The organism is Planomicrobium soli, assembly GCF_003014655.1.
GTDB lineage: Bacteria > Bacillota > Bacilli > Bacillales_A > Planococcaceae > Planococcus > Planococcus soli_B.
This window is the reverse complement of record NZ_PYAT01000007.1, coordinates 153,959-179,162: the sequence shown is the minus strand read 5'-3', so window position 1 is coordinate 179,162 and position 25,204 is coordinate 153,959. Positions and strand designations below refer to the sequence as shown.

Annotated in this window: 22 protein-coding genes; 13 read left to right on the top strand and 9 right to left on the bottom strand. The window is 40.8% G+C overall.

Translation table 11 applies throughout. The features are described 5' to 3' along the window. The first annotated feature begins 242 nt into the window (after nt 1-242). Complete coding sequence (locus tag B0H99_RS10940) at nt 243-719, top strand: hypothetical protein (RefSeq protein ID WP_106533701.1); 477 nt, start codon at nt 243-245, stop codon at nt 717-719. A 102-nt stretch (nt 720-821) separates the two neighbouring features. On the opposite strand, the gene B0H99_RS10935 is transcribed toward B0H99_RS10940, so the two are convergent. The 3 genes from B0H99_RS10935 to B0H99_RS10925 all read right to left on the bottom strand — a co-directional run bounded on the left by B0H99_RS10935 (nt 822) and on the right by B0H99_RS10925 (nt 3,157). Beyond that, nucleotides 822-1,553, bottom strand: a complete 732-nt coding sequence (locus tag B0H99_RS10935) for a class I SAM-dependent methyltransferase (RefSeq protein ID WP_106533700.1) — start codon at nt 1,551-1,553, stop codon at nt 822-824. Between the two features lie 97 nt (nt 1,554-1,650). Next, nucleotides 1,651-2,040 carry an RDD family protein gene (locus B0H99_RS10930; protein WP_106533699.1) on the bottom strand — a complete coding sequence of 130 codons (390 nt, stop codon included), beginning with the start codon at nt 2,038-2,040 and terminating at the stop codon, nt 1,651-1,653. A 118-nt stretch (nt 2,041-2,158) separates the two neighbouring features. Further along, on the bottom strand, nt 2,159-3,157 hold the full coding sequence (locus B0H99_RS10925; protein WP_181313653.1) for a GNAT family N-acetyltransferase: 999 nt from the start codon (nt 3,155-3,157) through the stop codon (nt 2,159-2,161). Nucleotides 3,158-3,495: 338 nt separating this feature from the next. On the opposite strand from B0H99_RS10925, the gene B0H99_RS10920 reads away from it, so the two are divergent. The 11 genes from B0H99_RS10920 (at nt 3,496) to B0H99_RS10870 (ending at nt 15,765) form a co-directional block, all read left to right on the top strand. Continuing rightward, nucleotides 3,496-4,803 (top strand): ATP-binding protein, encoded by a 1,308-nt coding sequence (locus tag B0H99_RS10920; protein WP_106533697.1) that lies wholly within the window; start codon nt 3,496-3,498, stop codon nt 4,801-4,803. Nucleotides 4,804-5,126: 323 nt separating this feature from the next. After that, a complete protein-coding gene (locus B0H99_RS10915; protein WP_106533696.1) occupies nt 5,127-6,404 on the top strand; it encodes an ATP-grasp domain-containing protein in 1,278 nt (425 codons plus the stop codon). Nucleotides 6,405-6,473: 69 nt separating this feature from the next. Next, complete coding sequence (locus tag B0H99_RS10910) at nt 6,474-7,499, top strand: GNAT family N-acetyltransferase (protein ID WP_106533695.1); 1,026 nt, start codon at nt 6,474-6,476, stop codon at nt 7,497-7,499. A 146-nt stretch (nt 7,500-7,645) separates the two neighbouring features. Then, nucleotides 7,646-8,536 (top strand): PucR family transcriptional regulator, encoded by an 891-nt coding sequence (locus B0H99_RS10905; protein WP_106533694.1) that lies wholly within the window; start codon nt 7,646-7,648, stop codon nt 8,534-8,536. A 139-nt stretch (nt 8,537-8,675) separates the two neighbouring features. Next, entirely contained in the window at nt 8,676-9,773 is a 1,098-nt protein-coding gene (locus tag B0H99_RS10900; protein ID WP_106533693.1) for an ABC transporter ATP-binding protein, read from the top strand. 576 nt (nt 9,774-10,349) lie between these two features. Next, nucleotides 10,350-10,766, top strand: coding sequence for a hypothetical protein (locus B0H99_RS10895; protein ID WP_106533692.1), 417 nt, complete (start codon nt 10,350-10,352; stop codon nt 10,764-10,766). A gap of 117 nt (nt 10,767-10,883) precedes the next feature. Then, nucleotides 10,884-12,905 (top strand): sensor domain-containing protein, encoded by a 2,022-nt coding sequence (locus B0H99_RS10890; protein WP_106533691.1) that lies wholly within the window; start codon nt 10,884-10,886, stop codon nt 12,903-12,905. A 47-nt stretch (nt 12,906-12,952) separates the two neighbouring features. After that, a complete protein-coding gene (locus tag B0H99_RS10885; RefSeq protein WP_106533777.1) occupies nt 12,953-13,858 on the top strand; it encodes a sensor domain-containing diguanylate cyclase in 906 nt (301 codons plus the stop codon). A 269-nt stretch (nt 13,859-14,127) separates the two neighbouring features. Further along, nucleotides 14,128-14,580, top strand: coding sequence for a MarR family winged helix-turn-helix transcriptional regulator (locus B0H99_RS10880; protein ID WP_106533690.1), 453 nt, complete (start codon nt 14,128-14,130; stop codon nt 14,578-14,580). A 25-nt stretch (nt 14,581-14,605) separates the two neighbouring features. Then, the gene (gene paiA / locus B0H99_RS10875; protein ID WP_106533689.1) at nt 14,606-15,115 is read left to right on the top strand and encodes a spermidine/spermine N(1)-acetyltransferase; all 510 of its coding nucleotides are present in this window, start codon (nt 14,606-14,608) and stop codon (nt 15,113-15,115) included. A 26-nt stretch (nt 15,116-15,141) separates the two neighbouring features. Beyond that, a complete protein-coding gene (locus B0H99_RS10870; RefSeq protein WP_106533688.1) occupies nt 15,142-15,765 on the top strand; it encodes an FMN-binding negative transcriptional regulator in 624 nt (207 codons plus the stop codon). A 144-nt stretch (nt 15,766-15,909) separates the two neighbouring features. Here the strand turns inward: B0H99_RS10870 and B0H99_RS10865 are convergent, their stop codons facing one another. The 3 genes from B0H99_RS10865 to B0H99_RS10855 all read right to left on the bottom strand — a co-directional run bounded on the left by B0H99_RS10865 (nt 15,910) and on the right by B0H99_RS10855 (nt 18,967). Beyond that, on the bottom strand, nt 15,910-18,324 hold the full coding sequence (locus tag B0H99_RS10865) for a heavy metal translocating P-type ATPase (protein WP_106533687.1): 2,415 nt from the start codon (nt 18,322-18,324) through the stop codon (nt 15,910-15,912). A gap of 73 nt (nt 18,325-18,397) precedes the next feature. Then, nucleotides 18,398-18,601, bottom strand: a complete 204-nt coding sequence (gene copZ / locus B0H99_RS10860; protein WP_106533686.1) for a copper chaperone CopZ — start codon at nt 18,599-18,601, stop codon at nt 18,398-18,400. A gap of 78 nt (nt 18,602-18,679) precedes the next feature. Beyond that, on the bottom strand, nt 18,680-18,967 hold the full coding sequence (locus B0H99_RS10855) for a metal-sensitive transcriptional regulator (protein WP_106533685.1): 288 nt from the start codon (nt 18,965-18,967) through the stop codon (nt 18,680-18,682). 166 nt (nt 18,968-19,133) lie between these two features. Here B0H99_RS10855 and B0H99_RS10850 point away from each other — a divergent pair, with 166 nt between their 5' ends. Continuing rightward, nucleotides 19,134-19,658, top strand: coding sequence for a hypothetical protein (locus tag B0H99_RS10850; protein ID WP_106533684.1), 525 nt, complete (start codon nt 19,134-19,136; stop codon nt 19,656-19,658). Between the two features lie 168 nt (nt 19,659-19,826). On the opposite strand, the gene ytvI is transcribed toward B0H99_RS10850, so the two are convergent. From ytvI to B0H99_RS10835, 3 genes are all read right to left on the bottom strand, one after another. Then, nucleotides 19,827-20,888, bottom strand: coding sequence for a sporulation integral membrane protein YtvI (gene ytvI, locus B0H99_RS10845; RefSeq protein WP_106533683.1), 1,062 nt, complete (start codon nt 20,886-20,888; stop codon nt 19,827-19,829). Nucleotides 20,889-21,165: 277 nt separating this feature from the next. Then, nucleotides 21,166-22,626 (bottom strand): potassium/proton antiporter, encoded by a 1,461-nt coding sequence (locus tag B0H99_RS10840; protein ID WP_106533682.1) that lies wholly within the window; start codon nt 22,624-22,626, stop codon nt 21,166-21,168. Nucleotides 22,627-23,087: 461 nt separating this feature from the next. Next, nucleotides 23,088-25,127: a catalase gene (locus B0H99_RS10835; protein ID WP_106533681.1), complete on the bottom strand. Its 2,040-nt coding sequence runs from the start codon at nt 25,125-25,127 to the stop codon at nt 23,088-23,090. Nucleotides 25,128-25,204 lie beyond the last annotated feature (77 nt).

The following is a 25,204-nucleotide window of genomic DNA, read 5'->3' as shown; positions in this document are numbered from 1 at the left end:
TTGGCTCAACTTCACCTTTCTAGTATAGACTTCCGGCAGAGCCGATAAAAGAAAACTGGATTAAGGAAATATTTTACTTCACAACCTTTCTTTTTATTATTTTAAATTTCTGACAATTTGTTGACTTTGGTTAAAAAGACTGATAGATTAATAATTAATAATCATTTTTAACAGAATTAAGATAACATTCTATCTTTCGACCTTTCCCTTACTCAGCCATTCTTACATCAGGGGGTATTATTATGATAATGAATAAGAAAAAAGTCTTAATTCTTAGTGGAGCTTCATACATGATTGAGATTGTAGAAACCGCAAATAAACTTGGATTGTATACAATTGTCGCAGACAATATGGTGGAATCGCCTGCTAAAAAGTTTGCGGACAAGTCTTATATCAGCAGTACGAACGATATGGATAAGCTTGCTGAGATAGTTTTAAAAGAAGAAATTGATGGGGTCTTCAATGTTTTTGATGATTCCAATACATGGCATGCTTTGGCTTTGTGCAAAAAAATGGGGCTTCCCATGTATACCGTCAGCGAACAATATAGAAGCTACTTCAGCAGCTGCCGATTTAATGACTATTGCCAAACCTTCAACGTGCCAGTTATTGAAGAAGGAGCGCTTGATGATTGGTACCACCAGGACCTTGCACAAATGGAGTTCCCGGTAAGATTTCCGGACCAATTACCTGCTGAAAAATCACTGCAAGTTATTTGAAAAACGCGATTGCTGGAGAATACCTAATCTCAATGATACACAAATAAACAATTCAGGCAGCCGTTTAAGGCTGCCATTTCTCATTTCAGGTCCCAAAAGAACCTATTCCGCAGAAAGTTGTTCTGCTATCATTCCATAGTAAATGCCTGTCTCCGTCGTGTAATGGATACGTTCGAATGTGGTTTTGAAACCAGCTTCAGCAAGCAGCTTTTCCCACGTATCCATAGAAAACAAGCCTGATATGGAACTATCAGATTCCCTGAAGATCTCACCTTTTTCATTTTTCATGATATAGAGATACTCTGTTTCAGTAACAAAGTCCTCAGGATCCTTGTCATCGGTCCACTCCAAATACCGGAAACCCCGTCCGTCCTTATCAATGCCGCCATGGCTTGTCTCAGGCCGAAACGTTTCTGTGAATTGATCGGTCATAATAAACAAAATGCCTTTTTTATTTAAGTGCTTTTTGGCATTTTGCATGACTGCCAGCAAATCAGAGGTAGCAGTAAAATAAGTGATGGCGTCATGTATAAAGACCAAATCGAATGTGGAACCTGCGTCAATGTTGCGCATATCGCCTTGGATGTGTTCACACTCAGGATTCAGTCGCCGGCTTACCTCCAGCATTTCCCGGGACAAATCGGACAACACCATGGCAAAATGCCGCTTCAAGTAATACGCATTACTTCCACCGCCTGATCCAAATTCTAAAGCCTGTTTCACGTCCGGATGATAACGCTGAATGATGTCCAAATACAGAGATGCTTCTTCTTCGTACTCCGTATGCGGCGACATCCACGGCCACCATTCCGCCAACTCGTTGTACAGCTTCATCTCACTTCTGCACCGCCTTCCATTTTCCTTCATTATAGTATCCACCGAAAGATCCGCATATAAAAAGCGATTCCAGAAAAACGGAATCGCCCAATGCCTAAAGTTCTTTTACTACTGTATGTGCATAAATATCATGAGGGAATTTTGCTCCTTCGTATGCATCGTACTTTCCTCGCTCTTTTAAATAGATGAAAGAGCTGGCAAAATCGCGGTGTATGGTCCGTTTAAGTATTTGTTCGGCTGTCAGTTCGCCGCCGGTATCGCTTTCAAGCCGAATTCCCATCGCTTTTTGTCCGAGTGTTTGCCCGTTTAGACGAAGCTGGGCATACTCCAGTCCCCAAAGAAAGAGCGATGGAGCCGCTAAGGCAAAGAACATTTCACTTTTCACTTTTTTTCGCAGCAGTGGTTCTGCAGCAGATGATACAGCAGTTGAAACGATCGTATCGATTAAAATCGCTTTTACCCGCTTTTTCGCTAATGGATTCATCTTTTTCTCCCCTTATCTTTTTCATGTTAGTTCCACTATAAAAGACCTCAACAACCAGAACAATCAATTGCCTCGTTTCGTAAGTTATTAAAGTGCCGGTCATCGAAGCACTCTGATTCTATCCTCTATAAGCAGGGAAATAGTTTAAATCGACGTCTTTGGCCATGCTCAATTTATAACTCGTCAAAATTTCGTAAAGTCTGGGATTTCTTACTTTTTTGCCCGTAAGGATTGCCAAGGGTTCTGTTTTGGTAAAGCCCCTTTTAAAGCGGTACAAAGAGTCAGTCGAGGCGCCGCCAAGATGCAATTCCTTTTTGCCATGGTCGACTCCCCAGCGGCAGCCTTCATTTAAGACCAGGCTGTTGCCAGCGAAATTGAAAAAGTCTGGATCATTTGCCGCTAAATGATAGTGCAAATAATCTCCATGATGCAAAAAAAGCGCCCCCGAAATATATTGCCCTTTGTATTTAGCGTAAACAATGAACTGTTTACCTGCTAAATGCTGGAATGATTCCGCAAGCAATTCCTCAGTAAACACATAATGGTCTGGAATGTCATTTTTCTTCGCCATAATCATGTAAAGACGGTGAAATTCCTTTATGCTGTCGCCAGTGTAATCGTATTCGATTTCTACACCATTTTTCAGCGCGCGTCTGACTTGCTGGCGAGTACCAGATTTAAATTCCTGCATAAAATAGTCTTCAACTGTCAAATCGATATACATAGTGATGCCGCGGTTATCCATGCCATACAAATTTTCGAAATCCTGCGCATTGTTTACCCAGGAACTAAACCGCACGTACTCGGATATTATGTTGTTCTCATCGCAATATCGTTGGAATTCTTTATCAAATGCAGCTGCTAATTCTTTTCTTTTTCCCGGAATGCAGTTAAGAATGATAGGACCGCTCAAACCGAAAGAAGTGATGGTGTCGTAATAAAGTATAGAGCCGAACATGATTGGAATTGCCCTCAAAATGAATTGGTAAAAAACGTGGCCCATTTCATTTTTCATTTCAAAAACACGCATTTCTCCATGATCATGCTTCTCGTAGGCTTTCCCCCATTCCGGTGTGAAGAAGATGTCTGGTGTTGTAGTCTTAGAAACAACTGTCATTTTGTTTTTCCTCCTTGGCTGCTTCATATTAAGCAACGACTAAATCTGTGAAGTAAATTAATAGTAGGACCGATTGGTTAAAAACAGGTTAAATTAAAAAGCTCCAAAAAGCAGGTCTATGAATTTTTATTTTCCCTTGGCTTTTCCGCGACACGCCCCTCTTCAGTAATGTAAATATTCTGATAACTACATTGACAGTATACATCATCACTGGTAACTTGGTATTAAAATACTGTAAATATATGATTAAAAAGAATTAGTCTATTTTTCTTTAATAGCTATTTAGTAGGCAAAGGATTAACCAAAGTGGTTGCTTATTAATCTCAGGAGGTCTTCAAATGAAACTAACGCAAAAAAAGGTGCTAATACTTGGAGGTATTCACCATATGATTGACGTGGTAAATACTGCCAAGAAGATGGGGATTTACACTATTGTTACGGACAATATTGATGGATCACCAGCAAAGATGTACGCCGATAAATCGTACGATATTAGTACAGCCGACATCGACGCGCTTTGCGATATGGCTCGATCAGAAAACGTAGCTGGCATTTTTACTGCTTTTGAAGATATTAATACGTGGAATGCTTTGCTGCTCTGCGAAAAGCTCCAACTTCCTTTTTATGCGACTAAAAAACAATTGGAAATCGCTTCGAATAAAAATCAGTTTAAAGCATTCTGTCGGCAGTATGGGGTGCCCGTCGTTGAGGAGTTTAAAGTGGAAGGGAATTTGACTGAACAGACAATTGCACAAATGACTTTTCCAGTCATTATCAAGCCGGTCGATAGTTATGCCAGCAAAGGCATTACTATTTGCCATGATGCCAAAGAAGCAAAAAGCGGCTATGAAAAAGCCCTCCAGTTTTCAAAATCCAAGACGGCTATCATTGAACCTTTTATCGATAATTCTTATGGCGTCCAGTTTTTCTATACTATTCAGAAAGGGCAGGTTGTCTTAAACGGTGTTGTCGACAGATACGTCTACAAACAAACGAAAGATGCACCTCCTTTGCCGGTAGCGATGGCTTTTCCTTCCCGCCATCAAGATCACTATATAAAGACGGTCGATCCCAAAGTCCGGAAGATGATCCAAGGCATGGGGATTGAAAACGGCCTTGTTTTTATCCAGGCCCTTTTCGAAAATGAGTCTTATTATATTTATGAAATGGGATTCCGTTTCAGCGGAGAACAGCATTATAAAATTATCGAAAAACAGACCGGCATTAATCTGCTTGAAATGATGCTCGACTTTTCAGTCGGCAACCCAATTGAGAAATATGATATTTCTACATTTGATGACGGCTATATGCCTCGCCCTTCTTATAATCTTCCTATTCTTCTGAACACTGGCACTATCAAAGAAATTATTGGATTGGAAAAAGTCGAAGCTATGCCCGAAGTTGTCTCAAACGTCATGACCCGTAAAGTTGGGGATACGATTGATGTCATAGGTGCCTACTCCCAGATGCTTGGCCGCTTCAACATCGTTGCCCAGTCGACGGACGAATTGAATCAGACAATAAAAAATATACAAGAAACATTGCGTGTAGTATCGACTAGAGAGACTGAAATGATTTCCGTCAAATTTTGCCCGGTCACAGGCACATGCACAAACAATCAACAGACAATATCGCAATTCCGTTAACAGGCTTACCAGACAAATGAGGCGGCAAGAAAATACTTTATAAATAATTTCTTAATCTCCTTAAATTCGCTTTCCTCTCCTTTAATCTGTCTGCACTCAGCATTATATATGTCTTTAAAGTAACTAAAAATTCAGAATACACGTTGACACTTTCTATATGTGTTGGTACTTTTGGAATAATAGTAAAAATGCCACAAAAAATATGTAAATTTTTAACTTTTACACAGGATTTTAATTTTATGATCAGGACAGTGGAGGATTGAGCTAAAAGGTGAAAGGATTGTATCAAAGCTGATGATATAAAGGTTTAGGAGGCCTTCTAGATGAGCCAAGTGGAAAAGAAGCGGATTTTATTTCTAAGTGGAATCACCCAGATGATAGATGTTATAAGAACGGCTAAAAATTCCGGTTACTATACGATTGTAACCGACCGAACACCCGGATCCCCTGCCAAAACCCATGCAGATAAATTCTATGATGTCAGCACTTCGGACACTGAAAAATTAGCTGAAATTGCTAGAGCCGAGAAGGTGGATGGCGTTTTCAATGCGTTTGATGACGTCAATACATGGAATGCTTTGGCGTTATGTGAAGAATTGAATTTGCCTTATTATGCAACGGCCGAGCAATTGGAGATTTGTTCTGACAAAGGGAAATTTAAGGAATGGTGCAGAAATTACAGTGTACCGGTCATTGAAGAATATAAAATCGATGGCGACTTGAGCGAAGAGTTTCTGTCAGCGCTGGAATTTCCGGTGATCATCAAGCCTGTCGACAGTTATGCCAGCCAAGGAATTACGGTCTGCTATGGCAAAAGCGAGGCAAGGGCCGGCTACACCAAAGCGCTCCGCTTCTCAAAATCCAAAAAAGCCATTATCGAACGCTTTATTGACAATGCTTATGGCATACAAATACTGTATACCATCCAAAATAACAATATTATCTTAAATGCGGTGGTGGACAGGTTTGTACATAAGCATTTCAAGGAGCACCCTCCCTTGCCTATTGCGATGGTGTTCCCTTCTCAACACCGTGAGCAGTATATCAAAGAGGTGGACTCTAAAGTCAGAACCATGCTGAAAGGCATGGGAATAAAAAATGGCGTTATATTCATTCAGTCCTTATATGAGAATGACTCTTTCTATATTTATGAGATGGGCTTCCGCTTAGGAGGATCTCAACTTTATTCTATTATTGAAAAACAGACGGGAATCAATCAAGTAGAGATGATGCTTGATCTATTAACAGGCAGGAGTCTGGAAAAATATGATATGAGCATGTTCGACAATGCCTATACGCCTTATCCTTCCTGCAACTTGCCCATCTTGTTGAACGAAGGAACAATCGGGAAAATCGTCGGCTTAGAGAAAATACCGCAAATGCCAGCCGTCATTTCCTGTATCACCTACAATTCGGCCGGAGATAAGATAGCTGTTACCGGCTCTTATACCCAGATGTTTGGCCGAATTACAATTGTCGCAGCTTCGGAAGCAGAATTGAACGAAACAATCGCCATCATTCAAGAAACGTTAAAAGTTCTCTCAACTGACGGAGAAGATATGATTATTGCCAAATACCACCCTATTCAAGTTGAAACCTAAGAAAATAAGAAATTTATTTATTCATCAGACTATGCGGGCAATAGGACAACCAGGAAATGAGGTTTTAAAATGATAGATATCTTTTTTGAGGAAAAATACGGCAAACTATATGAGAAACTTGAAAATGGCACATGCGAAGTTTTTGAATTCAGCCATCCGCTGGGTACTGTCAGACACCTTTTCATCAAACGCAAGATTCCATTCGCAGTCCACGGTGAAACCTATTATGATATTGTCACGCCATACGGTTACGGCGGTCCTCTTATAACCGGTTGCGAAACCGGCAGCAAACCGCAACTCATCGAAGAATTCCACAAAGCTTTTGGCGAGTATTGCCAGGAGCACCGGATTGTCGGGGAATTTATCCGTTTTCACCCGCTTCTTAAGAATGCAGAGGATTTTAAAAGCTTCTATGATGTAAGGTATATGCGCAATACCGTCGGCACCAACCTTAAAGATTACGATGATCCGGTTCAATCGGAGTTTTCCAAATCCACCCGAAAAAGCATCCGAAAGGCGCTGCGGGAAGGCGTTGAATTCCGCGTGACAAGAAATCCGGATAATCTGCACAAATTTAAAGAGCTCTACCATGCCAATATGGAGCGCATAGGGGCGAATTCTTATTATTATTTCGATGACAGCTATTTTTCCCGCTGCCTCGAATATTTTGGTGAGCATATCGTGCTTGTTGAAGCTGTTTATGAAAATCAGACCATTGGAGCGGAATTGCATTTTCATTATAACGATCTGATTCATACCCATTTATCGGGAACACTTGCCGAGTTTCACCACCTGTCCCCTGTTTACGTCATGACTTATGCCATTGCCGAGTGGGGCAAGCAAAACGGGGCAGCCCTTGTCCATGCGGGCGGGGGTACAACAAACAATCCGGACGATTCGCTGTATCTGTTCAAGAAGAAATTCGGGCAAAATACCGAATTTGAATTCTATATTGGCCGAAAAGTGTGGAACGAAGCAATCTATTCGGAACTTTGCAAGAAAGCAGGCGTCGAAAAGGATGAAGAATTTTTCCCTGCTTACCGCTCCGACTCCTGTACGGAAAAATTAGGCGAAGCTGCACCGCAAGCGCGTTAAAAAAAGATGAATAGTGCTGCAGAAAAAGGGTTGCCTGAACGGCAATCCATTTTTTCTGCCCTTTTGTCGCATTATCAATAGACGGGGCTGTTTCCACTATGGGAAAATGGTTTGTTAGAAGCACCATTTAAGAAAGAAGTGATTTAATGATCGGGCAATTGCGCAAAATTTACCCCTCCCTTCTTGTATACACAACTGAAAAAGGCAGCCTGGACGTTCGCTACAAATGGTTTATGACCGAAGACAACAGCATCATCGGTATTCATCAAAAAGAACTGTCCGATAAAGACCAAGCGTTGCTCGCTGCTTTTTTAACGCCTTACAATGTAGCATTCCCTCCCATGACGAATGACGAGTTAAGATGGAAAAAAGCGGTGACCCATATAGAAGGGCACCCCCCTTTTACATTTCCTTTAGCCAATCCATATCGCTTTATCTACTTCTCGATCAATAAAAACCAGATTACCCCAGTTTTTTTCCACGAAGCCATTCAGGAACTTTTTGAGCACCCAGTTCCGATACTTTGGGAAAACGAGTTTGAAGGCCTCATCATTGAAGAGCAGAATGCCAGTGAAGATAACCCTTCCTATGAACAGATGATTGATGTCTTAATGAGCGATCTTTATGTAAAAATCACTTTTTTCGTCGGCCCTTTCCAAAAAAGCTTCGACTCTATACAGCCGTATTACCGTTCCGTTATACGCGACGCCAAAAAAGTGTTCGCCTATTCGGACAAGACCGTTATTACCTATATCGATGCTGTGCCTTATTTGCTGATCGATCAAATCGATCCGGCTTTCCGCAATGAGCTCAGCAGAAATGTGCTGCAGGAGTTTATCGATGATGAGGACACGCTGAAGATGCTGGAAACGTTCGTCCATAGCAATCTGAACATTTCAGAGACCGCCAAGGAATTGCACTTGCACCGCAATAGCCTTCAATACCGGCTGGATCGGTTTTTTGAAAAAACCGGCATCGACATACGCCAATTTCATCAGGCAATGCCGGTCTATCTGGCGATGCTTGCTAAAGAATAATTCTCCTCTCTCTTCTTTTCGTAAACATGCACCAAGGACTCCCGAATCTTTGTGCATGTTTACCATTACTTTAATTGTCGGAAAATTGTATGCTAGAATCAGTTATTGAAAGCACTTACATAAATGGAGGGGAATATGAATGGCTGGATTAAATTTAGTGAATATCCGTAAAGAGTACGATAAAGGTGTAGTATCGGTGCAAGACTTCAACTTGGAGATCCGCGATAAGGAATTCCTTGTTCTCGTTGGCCCATCCGGCTGCGGGAAATCAACAACACTTCGTATGATTGCAGGGCTTGAAGACATTACAGACGGCGATTTGTTTATCGGCGAAAAACGCGTAAATGATGTATCGCCTAAAGACCGCGACATCGCTATGGTCTTCCAGAACTACGCTTTATATCCGCACATGAATGTTTATGACAACATGGCGTTCTCCTTGAAATTGCGCAAGATGAAAAAAGATGAAATCAAAAAACGTGTCGACAACGCGGCGCGCATCCTGAATCTCGAAGAATACTTATTCCGCAAACCAAAGGCATTATCTGGCGGTCAGCGCCAGCGTGTAGCTTTAGGCCGTGCTATTGTACGCGACGCTGAAGTGTTCCTGATGGATGAGCCGCTTTCCAACTTGGATGCGAAACTGCGTGTCCAAATGCGCGCAGAAATCCAAAAGCTTCACCAGCGTCTGCAGACGACTACTGTCTATGTAACGCATGACCAAACAGAAGCGATGACAATGGCTACACGCCTTGTTGTTATGAAAGCCGGTTTTATCCAGCAAGTAGGAACACCGAAAGAAGTTTACGATCTTCCGGACAACATGTTCGTAGCCAGCTTTATCGGTTCACCGGCGATGAACTTCTTCTTCGGGAAACTTGAAGGCAACTATTTTGTGATGGGCGATCAGAAAATTCTTGTACCACAAGGCCGAGTGCAAACTTTGCGCGACCAAGGCTTCGAAGGCAAGGAAATCGTTCTTGGTGTACGTCCTGAGGATATTCACGATGAGCCTGTTTTCCTTGATGTTTCACCGGAAACAAAATTCCGTGCGAAAATCGAAGTTGCTGAGTTGATGGGTGCGGAAATCATCCTTTATTCTCAAGTTGCAAGCCAAGATTTCGTGGCACGCGTCGATTCACGCTTCAACGTAGAAGCTGGCCAGTCGCTCGACTTGGCATTCGACATGAGCAAAGCTCACTTCTTCGACAAATCGACAGAACTTCGCATTAAATAATAGCAGAAACCGGCGACCAGTTTTATTTGGTCGCCGGTTTTTTGTGCATATATTATCAGTTTAGAGATTATTAGCACGGTGCAACCATTATTTTCGAGTTTTTCGAATACCATCTTTTAAAACGCCACTTATGGCTGCTGACTATTCATTACTCAGCAGTTCATCTCTAAATGATTCAAAAAAACTACGTTACTTATCAGAGGTTAGAACATTTCAAAGTCAACTCCAAAACTTTAGATATTTTTACCTATTTTAAGTTTAAATTATAGATTATATAATTCATCTAATAAATTTTTTAATTAAGCATTTATATCTATTTTTTTAGTCTAGTATTTAAATTATTTTTCCTTATAATGTATTTTAAAATATTAAAATCCATACACTTAACCTAATCATTAAGCAAAAAACATTATTTTTTATAAGAAATAAATAATTTTTTATTTTCATGAAATTATATGTATAATAATTGTCAATTGAGAAATAAATAGGTCTTTTTACTTTTAATCATTTTAGGTATTTTCAATACTTATTTCTGCATCTAATGGTTTTGCCAGTTTATTAATGGGGGTGCCTTATATGTTTTTATTTAAAAGAAATTTGTCCTTAAATGATTCAGAGTTGAATGAAATAAAAGAATATGTAGGCAAAACTATTGAAAAAATGTTAATAACAAAAGAGGAAACTCTAAATATTCTTAAACAATATGACATGGTACTTATTTGTTCCTGGGAAGGCGATTATATGGTAACGGATATTTTCCAGCTGTCAAAATTTACGATCTCTGATCGAACAAATATAAGAAGCCAAAATACTCCTTTTTATACTGTCGCACGTTCACTTACTTATAGAAAAGAAACAATTCTTTATCTTGATGAACATAAAGAAAAAGGATTGATGATTAAAAATCTACAAGCTTTTTATTATGTTTGTGACCTCTTAAAAACTCTAGATGTTGACGTCTTTTCTGCTCAAGAATACAAATGCGTTTGGTAGTATCCATGAAGGCAAAGCAATACGATTCTCATGACTACTTAAGGTTTTTAAAAACAAACAAGTAAGAAAAACCAACTTTTCAAATAAGATACAAAATGAATTGTGGGAGTGACTAGTATGGAAATCTTAGAACAACAAATACAGGAATTAATCGACATGCGAGAAGATTTTGTTGTTCTTCTGAATACAAATGGAGTCATTGTCCATGCCAATCAAAATTGGAAAAATTATTGCCATGACCGGCAATTATCAGATGTTTTATGGAAGACTGGAGAAAACTACCTCCATGGATTAGAAAAAAATGGAAGAATCAGTGAATTGCATCACACTAAAGATATTTTGAGTGGAATTGTTGTCGAGCAGGTTCATCTTACTTCTTTCCAATTTGCTGAGACAACAGAACATTTCTCTGTAAAGTATCGTCAATTTCCATTAAGCAATGGGGAGATTGGTGGAATCCTATACACACAACCCTTAAATCGCTTGCTAGCTGAATCAATGAACACAGACTTGGTTCTTGAAAGTATGACAGATGCCTTTTATCTTCTCGATGAGAATATGAATTTCTATTATCTGAATACAAAAACCGAGTCCATACTTGATATGAGAAAAGAAGAGTTGGTCGGCAGCAATATCTGGACATTGTTTCCGCGACTGGTGGGAACAGCTTTCTATGCAAATTATAACCGGGCTATCCAGGAACAGATTCCGCTCCAATTCGAAGAATACTACGGTCCCCTCGATGCGTGGTTCACGGTAAAAGTGGAGCCGATGAAACATGGTGGGCTGGCTGTTTATTATCAAAAAATCAGTGATAACCAACTAGCAAAAAAAGAAACATCGGAATATGCTTACATTGATTATTTGACCGGTTGGCCGAACCGGTTAAAATTTGAAGAGAAAATTGAATTGATTCTGCAGGAAGAAATCCCTTTTTCATTGCTTTATATCAATTTAGACAATTTCAAACACATAAATACTCTCTATAATCACAAAATAGGCGATAAAGTCATTAAAAGCATAGCGAGAAATTTAGAAAAACTGCTTGGTCCTCATGAAATAATGGGAAGATTAGACGGTGATGAACTGATTCTTCTTCATTTGCATCAAGAGAATGAAAAGATTGAAGACTTCCCGAGTAAAGTTAGGGAAATTTTTGCTCAATCCATTCTTATAAACGATTCCCAGTCGCTTACAGTAAATGCTAGCATCGGAGTCTCTTCTTATCCTCAAGATTCATACAGTGTTGAAGAATTGATCGCCTATGCAGAGACTGCAATGCGGGAAGCTAAAAAACAAAGAGGCTCTTCTTACTCTCTCTTCCACTCTGGAATGGGAGCAAATTTGGCACGACGACTGATGATTGAAAAAAGCTTGGCGGGAAATCTTAAGGAGCTTGGATTATACTTTGCTATTCAACCTCAACTCAATTGCATAACCGGAGAGCTGAGTGGCATTGAAGTGCTAGCCCGCTGGCAACATCCTGAGCTGGGACCAATTTCTCCTTTAGAATTCATTGCCGTAGCCGAAGAAACTGGCACAATATCAAACTTGACGAGCTACTTATTAAAAGAAGTATTTTCTTTTATCAAAATGAACAAAAAAAAATGCAGTAAGTTTCCAAAGACTGCTATCAACGTGACGCCTTCTCTACTCACAAGCACAGCATTTTTTGAAGATTTATTTCACCTTATGGAAAAATTCCAGATTTCACCAGATTGGATTGAAATTGAAATTACGGAAAGCGTAGAACTTACTTGCTCCGAAGCAACACTAAAAAATTTAGTGGCCTGCAGATCGAAAGGAATCTCCATTGCTTTGGATGATTTTGGTACAGGTTTCTCCATGTTGGCGTACTTAATGGATTTTCCAATCGACAAAATTAAATTAGATAAATCATTCATTACCAAAATCGGCTTTGATCGTAAATCTGAAGCTGTTCTTAAGTCACTTATCCAATTTGTTAAAAGCATTGACTGTGAATTGGTGGCAGAAGGAGTCGAGTTGGAAAATGAGGCCGCTTTTTTAGAAACTAGCGGCTGCGTAATCCATCAAGGCTATTTATATGAAAAACCGATGTCGCCAGAAGATTTTGACAGAAAATATTTAGAACTATCTTATCATAAGCAGTTAAATTGAAGAATTCAACATAAACTCACGTCTCCTATAGAAAGATGATGATGGCAATGAAAGCACATTTAAATACCTTTTTATTAACGGATCCGGGAATAAGTGAGTCTGTTCTAAATTCTTTAAAAGACCAAATCTGTTTAATCGATGCAAATGGAATCATTTGTTTTGTAAACGAAGAATGGAAACGATTCGCAATAAGCAATGGCGGAGCTTTATCCGAACTTAGCACCGGCAGCAATTACCTTCAACAGTGCAAGGCAGAACCAGAGTTATATCAGGGTTTACAGTCTATCCTGAGTGGAGATGCGGACTGTTTCAACTTTGAATATCCTTGTCATTCCCCTTTCATAAAAAGGTGGTTTTTGATGCAAGCTACCCCTTTTCAACCAAATGAAGGTAAGATTGAAGGCGTGGTCATTCGCCATGTAGATATTACTAAACAAAAGCTTCTAGAACTCCAACTGAAAGAATATGCAGAAAAGGATTCTTTAACTTCTTTGTTTAACCGGCGCTATTTTGAAAAGCAACTTAGGAAAGAAGTAAGCTACGCCGTTCAACAAGGAACCTGCCTGTCTCTGTTATACATCGACACTGATAATTTCAAAGATATTAATGATGCGTATGGTCACCCTGCAGGTGATCGTGTACTGAAAGAACTTGCTCTTCAAATTACTAAAGTAACCAGATCATCTGATATTGCAGCACGTATTGGCGGAGACGAGTTTGCCATACTATTGCCCAATACCGACAAAGCACAATTAGAACCTATAGCTAACAGATTAAGTCTATGTATTAAGAAATTGGAAATTCGGGAACAGAACCGTCCGATTGACATTACCGTGTCGATTGGAGGTAAAAGTTTCAAAGACGACTTTCCCCTTGAGTCGATGGCAAAATGGGTTGACAAAGCATTGTATTTAGCAAAAGACATGGGGAAAAATCAGGTGGTCATTATTTAAGTGTTAGTGGCACTTTATGTATAAGCGACCATATATAAATAAGAGGCAGAGAAAATGTTAAGACAAACATCTTCTTTGCCTTTCTTTTTTGTTCTTGGGACTGAAGGATGTGTTTATCTAAGTCACTGTAGTAATCAGGAGGCGGTAACCCTATTACATGAAAAGGAAACTTCATGCTCAAATTTTATTGCATATGCAACAATTACATAGTATATTCAATATATATTTTTACTGTATATGCAACTGAATAATACCAGGAGGAGTGCACTATGAAAGAAATTCTGCGTGAAATTGGCATGATCGCCAGGGCGCTTGATTCAATCAGCAACATCGAATTCAAAGAATTCGATCTTACCAAAGGGCAATATTTGTACCTAGTGCGAATATGTGAAAACCCGGGAATCATCCAAGAGCAGTTACTGGAGTTGATCAAAGTGGACCGGTCCACTGCAACCCGTGCTATCCAAAAGCTTGAAACAAACGGCTTTGTTGAAAAGAAAGAAGATCTAAACAATAAAAAAATCAAAAAACTTTTTCCGACGGAGAAAGGAAAAGCGGTCTATCCTTTCATCATTAGAGAAAATGATCACTCCAACCTTATAGCACTGGATGGATTTTCCGAAAAAGAAGCGGAAACGGCTTTCAGCCTTTTGCAACGAATCCGGAAAAATGTCGAAAAGGATTGGGAACTCGTTAAAAAAGGAAATAAGAGAACTTATTAAAAGGCTAAAGGAGCTATCTGCTGAAATGATGATGAAGAAATGCACGCTTAGAGATTTACGGGCACTTCAAGAAATCAGTATTGAAACATTCACTGAGACTTTCAAAGAGCAAAATTCACTTGAACACTTGAATGCCTACTTGGATAAGGCATACAAATTGGAGCAGTTGGAACAGGAATTGGCTAATCCTTCTTCGCAATTCTTCTTTATTTATTCGGAGCAAGAGCTTGCCGGATACTTAAAGATTAATACCGGTGCCGCACAATCGGAAGCGATGGGCGATGATTCCTTGGAAGTCGAGCGGATCTATGTGAAGAAAAAATTCCACAAAAACGGGTTTGGAAAAGTGCTGTTGGCTAAAGCGGTGGAATTGGCAAAGGAGCAGGAAAAAAAGAGGATTTGGCTTGGAGTTTGGGAGAAAAATGAAAATGCCATTGCATTTTATCAGAAAAAAGGATTTGTCCAAACAGGTTCTCACTCTTTTTATATGGGTGATGACGAACAAGTGGATTTGCTCATGACTAAAACACTTTAATTTTATATTGCGAAAGGCGGATTGCTATGTACATCCCAAAACACTTTAAGGTCACCGATATTCAGGAAGTTTACAAATTCATCCAAGCGCATTCATTCGGAACGCTTGTTACTACAAAAAACGGAAGACCAATAGCGACCCATCTGCCTTTGCAGTTGGTTAAAGAAGATGAGGCATTCTATATCACCGGGCATATGGCTTATGGAAATTCCCAGTGGCGGACATTCGAAGCTGCAGAAGAAGTATTGGTGATGTTTCAGGGGCCTCATGCTTATATTTCCTCCTCCTGGTATGAAAAGGAAAACGTTCCGACCTGGAACTACCAAGCGGTCCATGTATACGGAAAAGCGAGCATCTTGAATGAGGAAGAATTGAAACAGGATCTGACAAAATTGCTGGAAAAATACGAGAACCATCGAGATGCCCCTGTTCTATGGGACAAGCTCTCCCCTTCGTTATTGGAGAAAGAATTGAAAGGAATTGTTGGATTTAAGATTAAGGCCGGGGAAATACAGGCGGCATACAAATTAAGCCAGAACCGAAATCAAACGGATTATGGCAACATCATTGATAATCTGCAAAATGAGAATAACTCAATCTCCAACGAATTGGCGGCAGTGATGGAGAAGGGATCAAAAAATCATCTGTAACTTCTTCAAGTGCAAGAAACTTTTTTAAAACACCTTAGCATTAAAAAAAGGAAAAGAAGCGCTAATTGAACAGCACTTCTTTTCCTTTTTTATTCCATAAGCAAACAGTGTACACCATATTAAATTTCACAAAAGGCATTTGCTTTACTTTTCTAACTTCACCCGTTGCAGCCGCAATGCGTTCAAAACGACGGATACAGAGCTGAATGCCATTGCTGCACCAGCCAGCCATGGTGCAAGTAAGCCAATTGCTGCAATGGGAATTCCAAGCGTGTTGTAAGCAAATGCCCAAAACAGGTTTTGCTTGATGTTGCGCATCGTTTTACGGCTCATGATGATGGCATCAGCGATACTGTTCAAATCTCCCCGGATTAAGGTAATGTCTGCAGCTTCCATTGCCACATCTGTGCCTGTACCGATGGCCATACCGATATCCGCGGTTGCAAGTGCTGGCGCATCATTGATGCCGTCTCCGACCATCGCCACTTTTTTGCCTTGCTGCTGCAACTTTTTCACTTCTTCCGCTTTGCCTTCCGGAAGAACTTCCGCAATGACTGCATCGACTCCCACTTCTTTGCCGATTGCTTGAGCAGTTCGTTCGTTATCTCCGGTCATCATAATAACCTGGATGTTCATATCCTGAAGGCGGCGCACTGCTTCGCGGGAAGTGTCTTTGATGGTATCCGCTACGGCCACCATGCCTGCATACTCTCCATTGATGGCAGCGAGCATAGTGGTTTTCCCTCTGCTTTCCAATTCTTCCATTCTTGAAAGCACCGGCTCGATACTGATGCCATATTGCTGCATAAGTTTACGTGTACCAATCACGACGCCCTGTCCTGAAACGGTTGCTTGTATCCCGAATCCCGGAATGGCTTCAAAATATTGCACATGGCCAAGTTCAATGCCTTTTTTCTGGATTCCTTGAACGATAGCTTGGGCTAACGGATGTTCCGATTGTTTTTCCGCTGCGCCTATAAGAGATAGAAATTTCGTTTCGTCCTGTCCGTCTTGCAGCAAAACATCGGTCAGTTCAGGCTTTCCGTGCGTAATTGTGCCAGTTTTATCAATTACTACCGTATCAATGCTTTGGGTCTGCTCTAAGTGCTCCCCGCCCTTAAACAAAATGCCCGCTTCTGCCGACCGTCCCGATCCTGCCATAATGGACGTCGGTGTTGCTAGCCCGAGAGCACATGGACAGGCAATCACCAATACAGCGATCAATACTTCAAGTGCCGGAGTAAAGTTCCCTGGTTCGACCAAGAAAAACCAAATCAGAAAAGTAATAATAGCGATTCCGACAACGATCGGAACAAAAATGCCCGAAATTTTATCGGCTAACCGCTGAATCGGCGCTTTTGTGCCTTGTGCATCTTCCACCACTTTAATAATCCGGGCAAGTGCCGTATCCCGTCCGACTTTTGTCGCCTTCATGTGGATAAAGCCATTGCTGTTAATTGTTGAGCCGTATAAAGCGTCACCTGTTTTTTTGTCCACCGGCAAGCTCTCACCTGTCAGCATCGATTCATCAACTGCAGTGATTCCCTCCAAGACTTCACCATCGACCGGAATTTTTTCGCCTGGCTTCACCATAATGATATCGCCAATCACGACTTCTTCAAGCGGCACCTCTTTTTCTGATCCATCGCGTAAAACGACTGCTGCTTTCGCCTGAAGGCCCATAAGTTTTTTAATGGCTTCAGAAGAACGGCCTTTTGCTTTTGCTTCAAACAATTTCCCCAAAATAATGAGGGTAATCAATACCGCGCTTGTCTCAAAATACAAGTGCGGAGCATGATGAGTTCCCACCGTTATAACCGCTTGATAGACGCTGTAGAAATAGGCAGCCGATGTTCCCATGGCGACCAGCACATCCATATTCGCGCTGCCATTGCGGAGGGCTTTATAAGCGCCGACATAAAACTGTTTCCCGACAATGAATTGGACCGGTGTTGCCAACAGCATCTGAAACCAAGGGTTCATCAAGATATTTGGTACGTAAAGAAAAGAAGTGAAGGAAAAGTGGCCAATCATCGTCCACAGGAGTGGAAGGGATAAAACAGCTGAGAAGATGAACTTCCGCTTCTGGTCCTTGATGGCTTTTTCACGGTAGTCTGCCTGTTCCGTCTCCTGTTGTTGATGCGCACCATATCCAAGCTTCTCCACTTTTGCAACGATGTCCGCAATCGCTACTTCCGATGGATTAAATTCGACAGTCGCTTTTTCAAGAGCCAGATTGACGTTCGCCGCGGCAACGCCTTCCAGTTTGTTTAACCCCTTCTCAATGCGCGTGGCACATGCTGCACAAGTCATGCCGGTAATATCAAGTTCCGCTTTTTGTTTTACAACACCGTACCCGAGTGCTTCAATTTTCTTTTCAAAATCCGCTTCGTTAATTTTTGTAGGATCGTATTGGATAGACGACTTTTCAAGAGCAAGGTTTACGCTCGCTTGTTCGACGCCTTCCATTTTATTGATTCCTTTTTCGATTCGTGCGGCACATGCTGCACAAGTCATTCCCGTGATTTGAAAATTTGCTTCTTTCAATTCTGTACCCATGTTGTTCTCCTCCTCCCACATACTACCCGGGGGTATATTTTACAGAAAAGTAGAGAGTGCTATAAAAGCACTCTTATACTACCTCATATCCTTGATCTTCAATTGTTTCTTGAATCTCATCTAATGAAGTCTTGCTATTGTCGTATTCAACTGCCACTTCGCCTGCGCCAAGATCCACTTTCACGCTAGAGACACCTTGCAGTTCGCCAACGCTCGTTTCAACCGCCTTTACACAGTGGCCGCAAGACATGCCTTGTACTTTCACAGTTTCATTCATTAGTTTTGCCTCCTCGAATATGATTAGATTAAATCTAACATACCCCTAAAGGGTATCACAACTATTTTATCTCATCTATTACTTAGTCATAGTTTTCATAACATCCATTAATTCATTGATCGCTTCTTCGCCTTTGTTTTCCTTGATGGCTTTTGCCACACAATGATGCGTATGGTCCTCCAACAATGCCAATGAAACTTTGTTCATTGCCGATTGGATAGCACTTACTTGATGCAGGATATCCACGCAATACCGGTCGTTTTCCACCATTTGATGAACGCCGCGCACCTGTCCCTCTATCCGCTTTAACCGGTTCAAAAGCTGCTGCTTGTTAGGTTGTATTGTTGACTTTGTTGTATTTTCCATTAGCCATCCTCCGATCTCATATACCCTATACCCGTATAATATAAAATCTTTTACTTTTTGTCAAAGAAACTGTTTGCCGTTACAACTAAATGAAACTTATAACTTCTTAGCGACGTATTAAATAAAATAATGATACTGGCCGATTAATAGAACAGGAGCGTGAAAAATGAAAACCAAATCTAAAGTGATCGTGTTTTTTATGATGGTTTTGTTCGTTGTAAGTGGGTGCAGCAATAGCAAAACAGCAGAAGAAGCAATCAGAAAGAATACGGAATGGCAGGATGTCTTTTCAATCGTTCAAACAGATAATGATTTCGCTTTGGCATTCATGGAAGAAACGGAAGGATTGATTGAAGTGGGGTTAGTGGTCAATGGCAAAAACGGATGGGAAACTAGTGACACAACAGGTGGTTTAGGTATTCATGATCCTTCCGGAGGATTTGCCGGCATGTCAGGGCCTTTGTATATAAATGACGATGATTTTTTAGTTTTGTCGTGGGGTTTGATTGTTGATGAAGAAATAGAAAAAATTGAGGTGGTGAATGACAAAGAAAAGGAAGTACATATAATCGAATCCAATTACGGAACAAAAGTATATTATATTGTTGATGCAAATATGGAAGACATTTCGGCAGAATACCAACTTGTTGCCCTTTCGAACGATGGGATGGTTTTATACGAGCGCCCTTAAGCTATTTCATTAGAGGGTGCATAACATCATATGATACCGCAAAAGGACTCAGAAATGGGTTCTTTTTTGAGGAACCCCCATACCATTAGTTAACAAAGTAAAAAAAGAAGAAACTTGATGGCAAGTTTCTTCTTTTTCGGCATCTATATTCTTCTAAAGCAATCTACTTTATATCTTGAAGCTTAAACGGATAATGCCAGCTTCTTTTAAAGAGTTGAAGAGAATGACTAAAATCGGCCCTAGGATGACTCCTAAAAATCCTAAGAGCTTCAAACCTAGAAACATAGCAATCAGAGTAGCCAATGGAGACAATCCGATATGGGTACTCATTACTTTAGGTTCCAGCACTCTCCGGATTATTAACAGGATTCCTCCGAGAATAGCCAGTTGTACACCAAGAACCGTATCTCCGACAAGAAAATGATAGATAGACCACGGAGCCAGAATAATAATTGAACCGATCAGCGGGAACAAGTCAATAAGCCAAATAATGATCGCCATCATAACCGCTATTTGAGGAGATATGATAAGAAGCCCTATCAAGGCAACAATAAAAATGTAAACACTGACATGGAATTGCGCCTTTAAAAAGCCAACAAACGTTTGCTGCATTTTTGAGGCCATCAACTGATATTTATGAGCTGTATTAGGCGTCATAAAGCTGAAGAACTTTTCTTTCAATCGCGGAAGATCAAGTAAAAATAAAAACAGCGCAATTAGATACACGATCAGGCTTACCAAATAGTTAGGAATGTTGCGTACATAGATACCCAGTTTTTCCAAGGCAAACACTTCTGTCAGCTTTAACCTTACCGTATCAAAGAAACTCTGGACATATAGAGATAGCTCTTCAAGGATTCCTTCAGGCAAATGTTCCGCCTTACCAAAAAGATTCGCTTCAAACCCGACCCAAATATTATTTATTTCCGTAATATAAAAAGGAATATTCTCGATGAATCTGGCTACTTCCCCAATCAATATAGCAACAATGAAATAAACAGATAAACCGAGGATGAAAGTAAACAGTATAAAAACGGTCAGAACGGCTAACTTGCGACTAGGAAAGAATTTTTTCTGATTTAAAAGCCTGACTGCTGGTTCCAGCATAAGTGCAGTTAAGAAGGCAAGGATCAAAGGTACAGATGCGGGCAAAACAAATAAAAAAATCACTGCAAAAAAAATGATGCACAAAACGATCATCAGGTTTCGTTTAGACAAAATAGTAGTCATTATAAATTCCTTTCACCTAAGTTTTACCCTATTACTTTTTATTAGATAGTAAATTTTTGCTGTTACACAGAAATTTATTATCCTTTATTTCCAGCGCATATAGTTGATATGAATAGAGTGAAAAATAAGGACCTTAGCGCTAAGCAAAATGCCTGCCTAAAATCCTTATTTCCATTCTAGCATAAATTAGTATGCCGGGAACATATACTGGCAAAATGATATAAAACAACTTAGCTTATCTGACTGTCCATTCTTCTTGCTTTAGAAAACTCAAATTTCAGATCGATTTCTTCAAATTTTCCGCAGTTCCCAGCAAAGATTGTTTTGCTTCTTTTCTTCTTTCTTTATCTCCCAGCACATATAAGGTATCGCCTTTTTTAATAACAGAAGCACCCGTTGGAGTCAGTAACTTTTTGTTCCGGCTAATTCCGATAATCAGCGTATCATCAGGCAAAATCAAGTCGGTTAAAGACATATTGACTGCAGGGGATTGTTTAGGGATGGTTATTTTCATAATTTCAGAATCCGTATCCCCTAAGTTTATCAATTCGACACTTGAATTTTCTTCGTCCCCATCACTAGTCAACTTCAACTTTTCAGCTAACCAGGACAACGTGCTTCCTTGCATAAGTGCAGATATCAGCACGACGAAAAAAACAGTATTGAATATAAGATTACTGCTGCCAATACCAGCTACAATCGGATAGGTAGCCAAAACAATCGGTACAGCACCTTTCAGTCCTGCCCAAGAAATGAATAGTTTTTGGTTAAAACTATACTTCATAAACAGCATGCTGATAAAAACAGCAACAGGGCGCGCAACAAACATTAAAATAGCCGCAATTAATATACCTTTCCAGAAAACGTCAATCAGCTGTCCCGGAAAGACAAGTAAGCCGAGCAGTGTAAACATGATGATTTGCATCATCCATGCAAATCCTTCATTAAACCGAAGTATGGAAAAGCGGTGAGTTAAATCACTATTTCCGACAAATACGGCCATGACGTAAACAGCAAGCAGCCCACTTCCTCCCAAATAGTCAGTTACGGCGTAAGTAAAAATCGCCGCCCCCATTGCAAGTATGGGATATAAACTGGAAGTGTCTAGTTCAATGCTATTGATTACTAATACAGAAAGCTTGCCTAGAATAAGACCTATTAAAAGACCAAGACCCATTTGCACAAAAAAGGTTCCGATAGCAAACCATATAGATGAATCGGGTATGGTTATCAATTGAATAAGCGCAACGGTGAGAAATACCGCCATCGGATCGTTAGAGCCTGACTCTGCCTCCAGTGTAGCGGTCAATCGTTTATTGAAGTTTTTGTTGCCCAGGACAGAAAAAACCGCTGCTGCATCTGTAGAACCGATAATAGCTCCTAATAGAAGTCCTTCCAATAAAGAAAAGTCCAGAATGTACATGGCCGCAACACCGGTAATAAACGTTGTAAGTAAAACCCCAAGCGTTGCTAATGAACTGGCAGGACCAAGAATCGGTTTCATTTTTGACCATTTCGTTTGGGTTCCTCCATCAAACAAGATGATGATCAAGGCTAATGTTCCGATAAATTGGGCGAGCTGAACATTTTCAAAATACATAAAGCGGTTGAGTATCATACCTGCAACCAAGAAGAGAATAAGAGCAGGAAGCCCTAGTTTTGAAGAAAACTTTGTAGCCAATACGCCAATAATGAGCATTACAGAAATCAAGAATAATGTAGTTCCTACGAATTCCATGCAGTATCCTTTCGTATTTCAATTTTTCATATTATAAATTACGCGTTAACTGACATCCGAAAATAAAGGTTTGCAAATAAAAAGTGGGTTTGAGGAATAGAGTTGTGGTTAATATGGAAGTGATTTCATGTTTTTATTTAAATCGGATGTATTGGGGAATACATCTATACCCTTGCCCTTGTGCCTTTCGAAAGTTAACGCTGAATTTTTATTCACTTGAATTTTCACCTATATTAATCGTAGCATTCTCAAATGAAGATTGCCATTTATCTAACGCGGTTTCAAAAGTGCATGTTAACAAAAAAGCATAAGTCAGTGCTTATGGGTCGAATCGCTGCTGAAGATGTTGAACTTCAAGCCCTCACAAAAGCGAATCTTGTTCCTTTTGAAACAAAAAGAAGAGAAGATGCCATTCAAGGCAGCTTCTCTTATCTTCATATCCATTTAAAAACATCTTGAACTCAACTTACATCACGGTCCCAATGGCGGTGTGCTGAAACAGCTTCGATAAATTGCTTGGTGAAGTCTGTCGTTTGGCCTGTTGTTACTATGCCGGGCTGATCAAGCATTTTCGCTGCTTCAAGCCATTTCTCCCCTTCTTGCGCCGCTCCGATTGCTTTATAGTGATCAAAAGCCTCTCCGAGGAATTTGGCGGCATTTTTCGCGAATGCCTTCGACACGTCCGGTCCGCCTACTGCATAAAGTGCATCGTAAAGGACCGCATCGGTTGTCGAGAAAGTATGAGTTACTTCCAACTCAGTACCATCTGCCCCAGTGACTTTCCCCTGTGTCTCACTTATAATTTCATACTTCATCTTACTGGCTTCGAGTTCATTCAAAACCGGCATGATTTCTTTTCCATCAAAGCCATTATCAATCAAGACTCCGACTTTTCGCGTATCGGGGAGCTTGACGGTATTCTCCTGGCTAAGTGCAGGGGAAGATTTCGTTACGTCCGATCCGCCTTCTGCAGGCGGCGTTACGCCGATATTCCCGGCAACTTTCTGCGCAAGTTCCAAGTCAACATTGGCCAGCACTTCAATATTCATTTCGCGTATCGGCATATCGCATTTCCCAAGCTCAAAGCTATAAGCTTCGACAATATGCTGTTTTTCCGTAGCACTCATCGAATTCCAAAACAGCTTCGCCTGTGAGAAGTGATCATTGAAACTTTCACTGCGGGCACGGACTTTTCGGCCTTCCACTTTTTCCTGGTAATGTTCATACCCGCCTTCAGCCGGACTTGCTGGCGCCGGGGTATTGTTTGCGAGTGAGTTAGGGTGGTAGCTGACTCTGCCTTTGTTGATCGTCTGGCGGTTATAGCCGTCCCGCTGATTGTTATGGAACGGGCATACCGGGCGGTTGATCGGAATTTCATGGAAGTTTGGTCCACCTAAGCGGATTAGTTGAGTATCTGTGTAGGAGAACAAACGCCCCTGGAGAAGCGGATCGTTTGTAAAATCGATTCCGGGCACTACATGCCCCGGGTGGAACGCCACTTGCTCCGTTTCCGCAAAAACGTTGTCCACATTTCGGTTCAATGTCATCTTGCCGATCATTGTTACAGGAACGTCTTCTTCAGGCCAAAGTTTGGTGGGATCCAAAACATCAAAATCGAATTTGAATTCATCTTCTTCCGGCAAAAGCTGTACACCGAATTCGTATTCCGGGAAATCTCCCGCTTCAATCGATTCCCATAAATCTTTACGGTTAAAGTCTGGATCTTTTCCTGAGATTTTCTGTGCTTCATCCCACACCAAAGAATGGACGCCCAATTTCGGCTTCCAATGAAATTTCACAAAATGTGATTTTCCTTCATCGTTGATAAAACGGAATGTGTGGACGCCAAAGCCTTCCATCATACGGAAGCTGCGTGGAATCGCCCTGTCTGCCATATTCCAGATAACATGATGGGCCGATTCGGTATTGTGTGCGACAAAATCCCAAAACGTATTGTGTGCTGCGGCTGCTTGAGGCATTTCATTGTGAGGTTCCGGTTTGATGGCATGTACAAGATCCGGGAACTTGATGGCATCCTGGATAAAGAATACCGGCATATTATTAGCGACAAGGTCGTAATTTCCTTCTTCTGTATAAAACTTCGTGGAGAAACCTCGGGTATCGCGGACCGTCTCTGCAGAACCACGAGAACCCACTACTGTAGAGAATCGGACAAATACCGGTGTTTTCGTCCCTTTTTTAAGAAATCCCGCTTTTGTAAACGGTTCTGCTGTCCCATAAGCTTCGAATTCCCCGTGGGCTGCATAACCGCGTGCATGCACAACCCGCTCCGGAATCCGCTCATGGTCAAAATGCGTCATCTTCTCACGGAAGTGAAAGTCTTCCATCAAGGTCGGACCACGAACACCGGCTTTCAGCGAAAATTCATCATTGGATACTTTCAGCCCTTGATTGGTCGTCAGTGCCTGGTTTTGATCATCTGTCCGAAACTGCTCCAACTGCTCATTTTTCCTGTTTTCATGCCTATTGCTTTTTTCCATTCATGCCTCTCTCCTTCTTTCACAATTATTTGTTATTTTTCTACTTCCCTAATAAATTTCTTGAAAACGCAAAAATT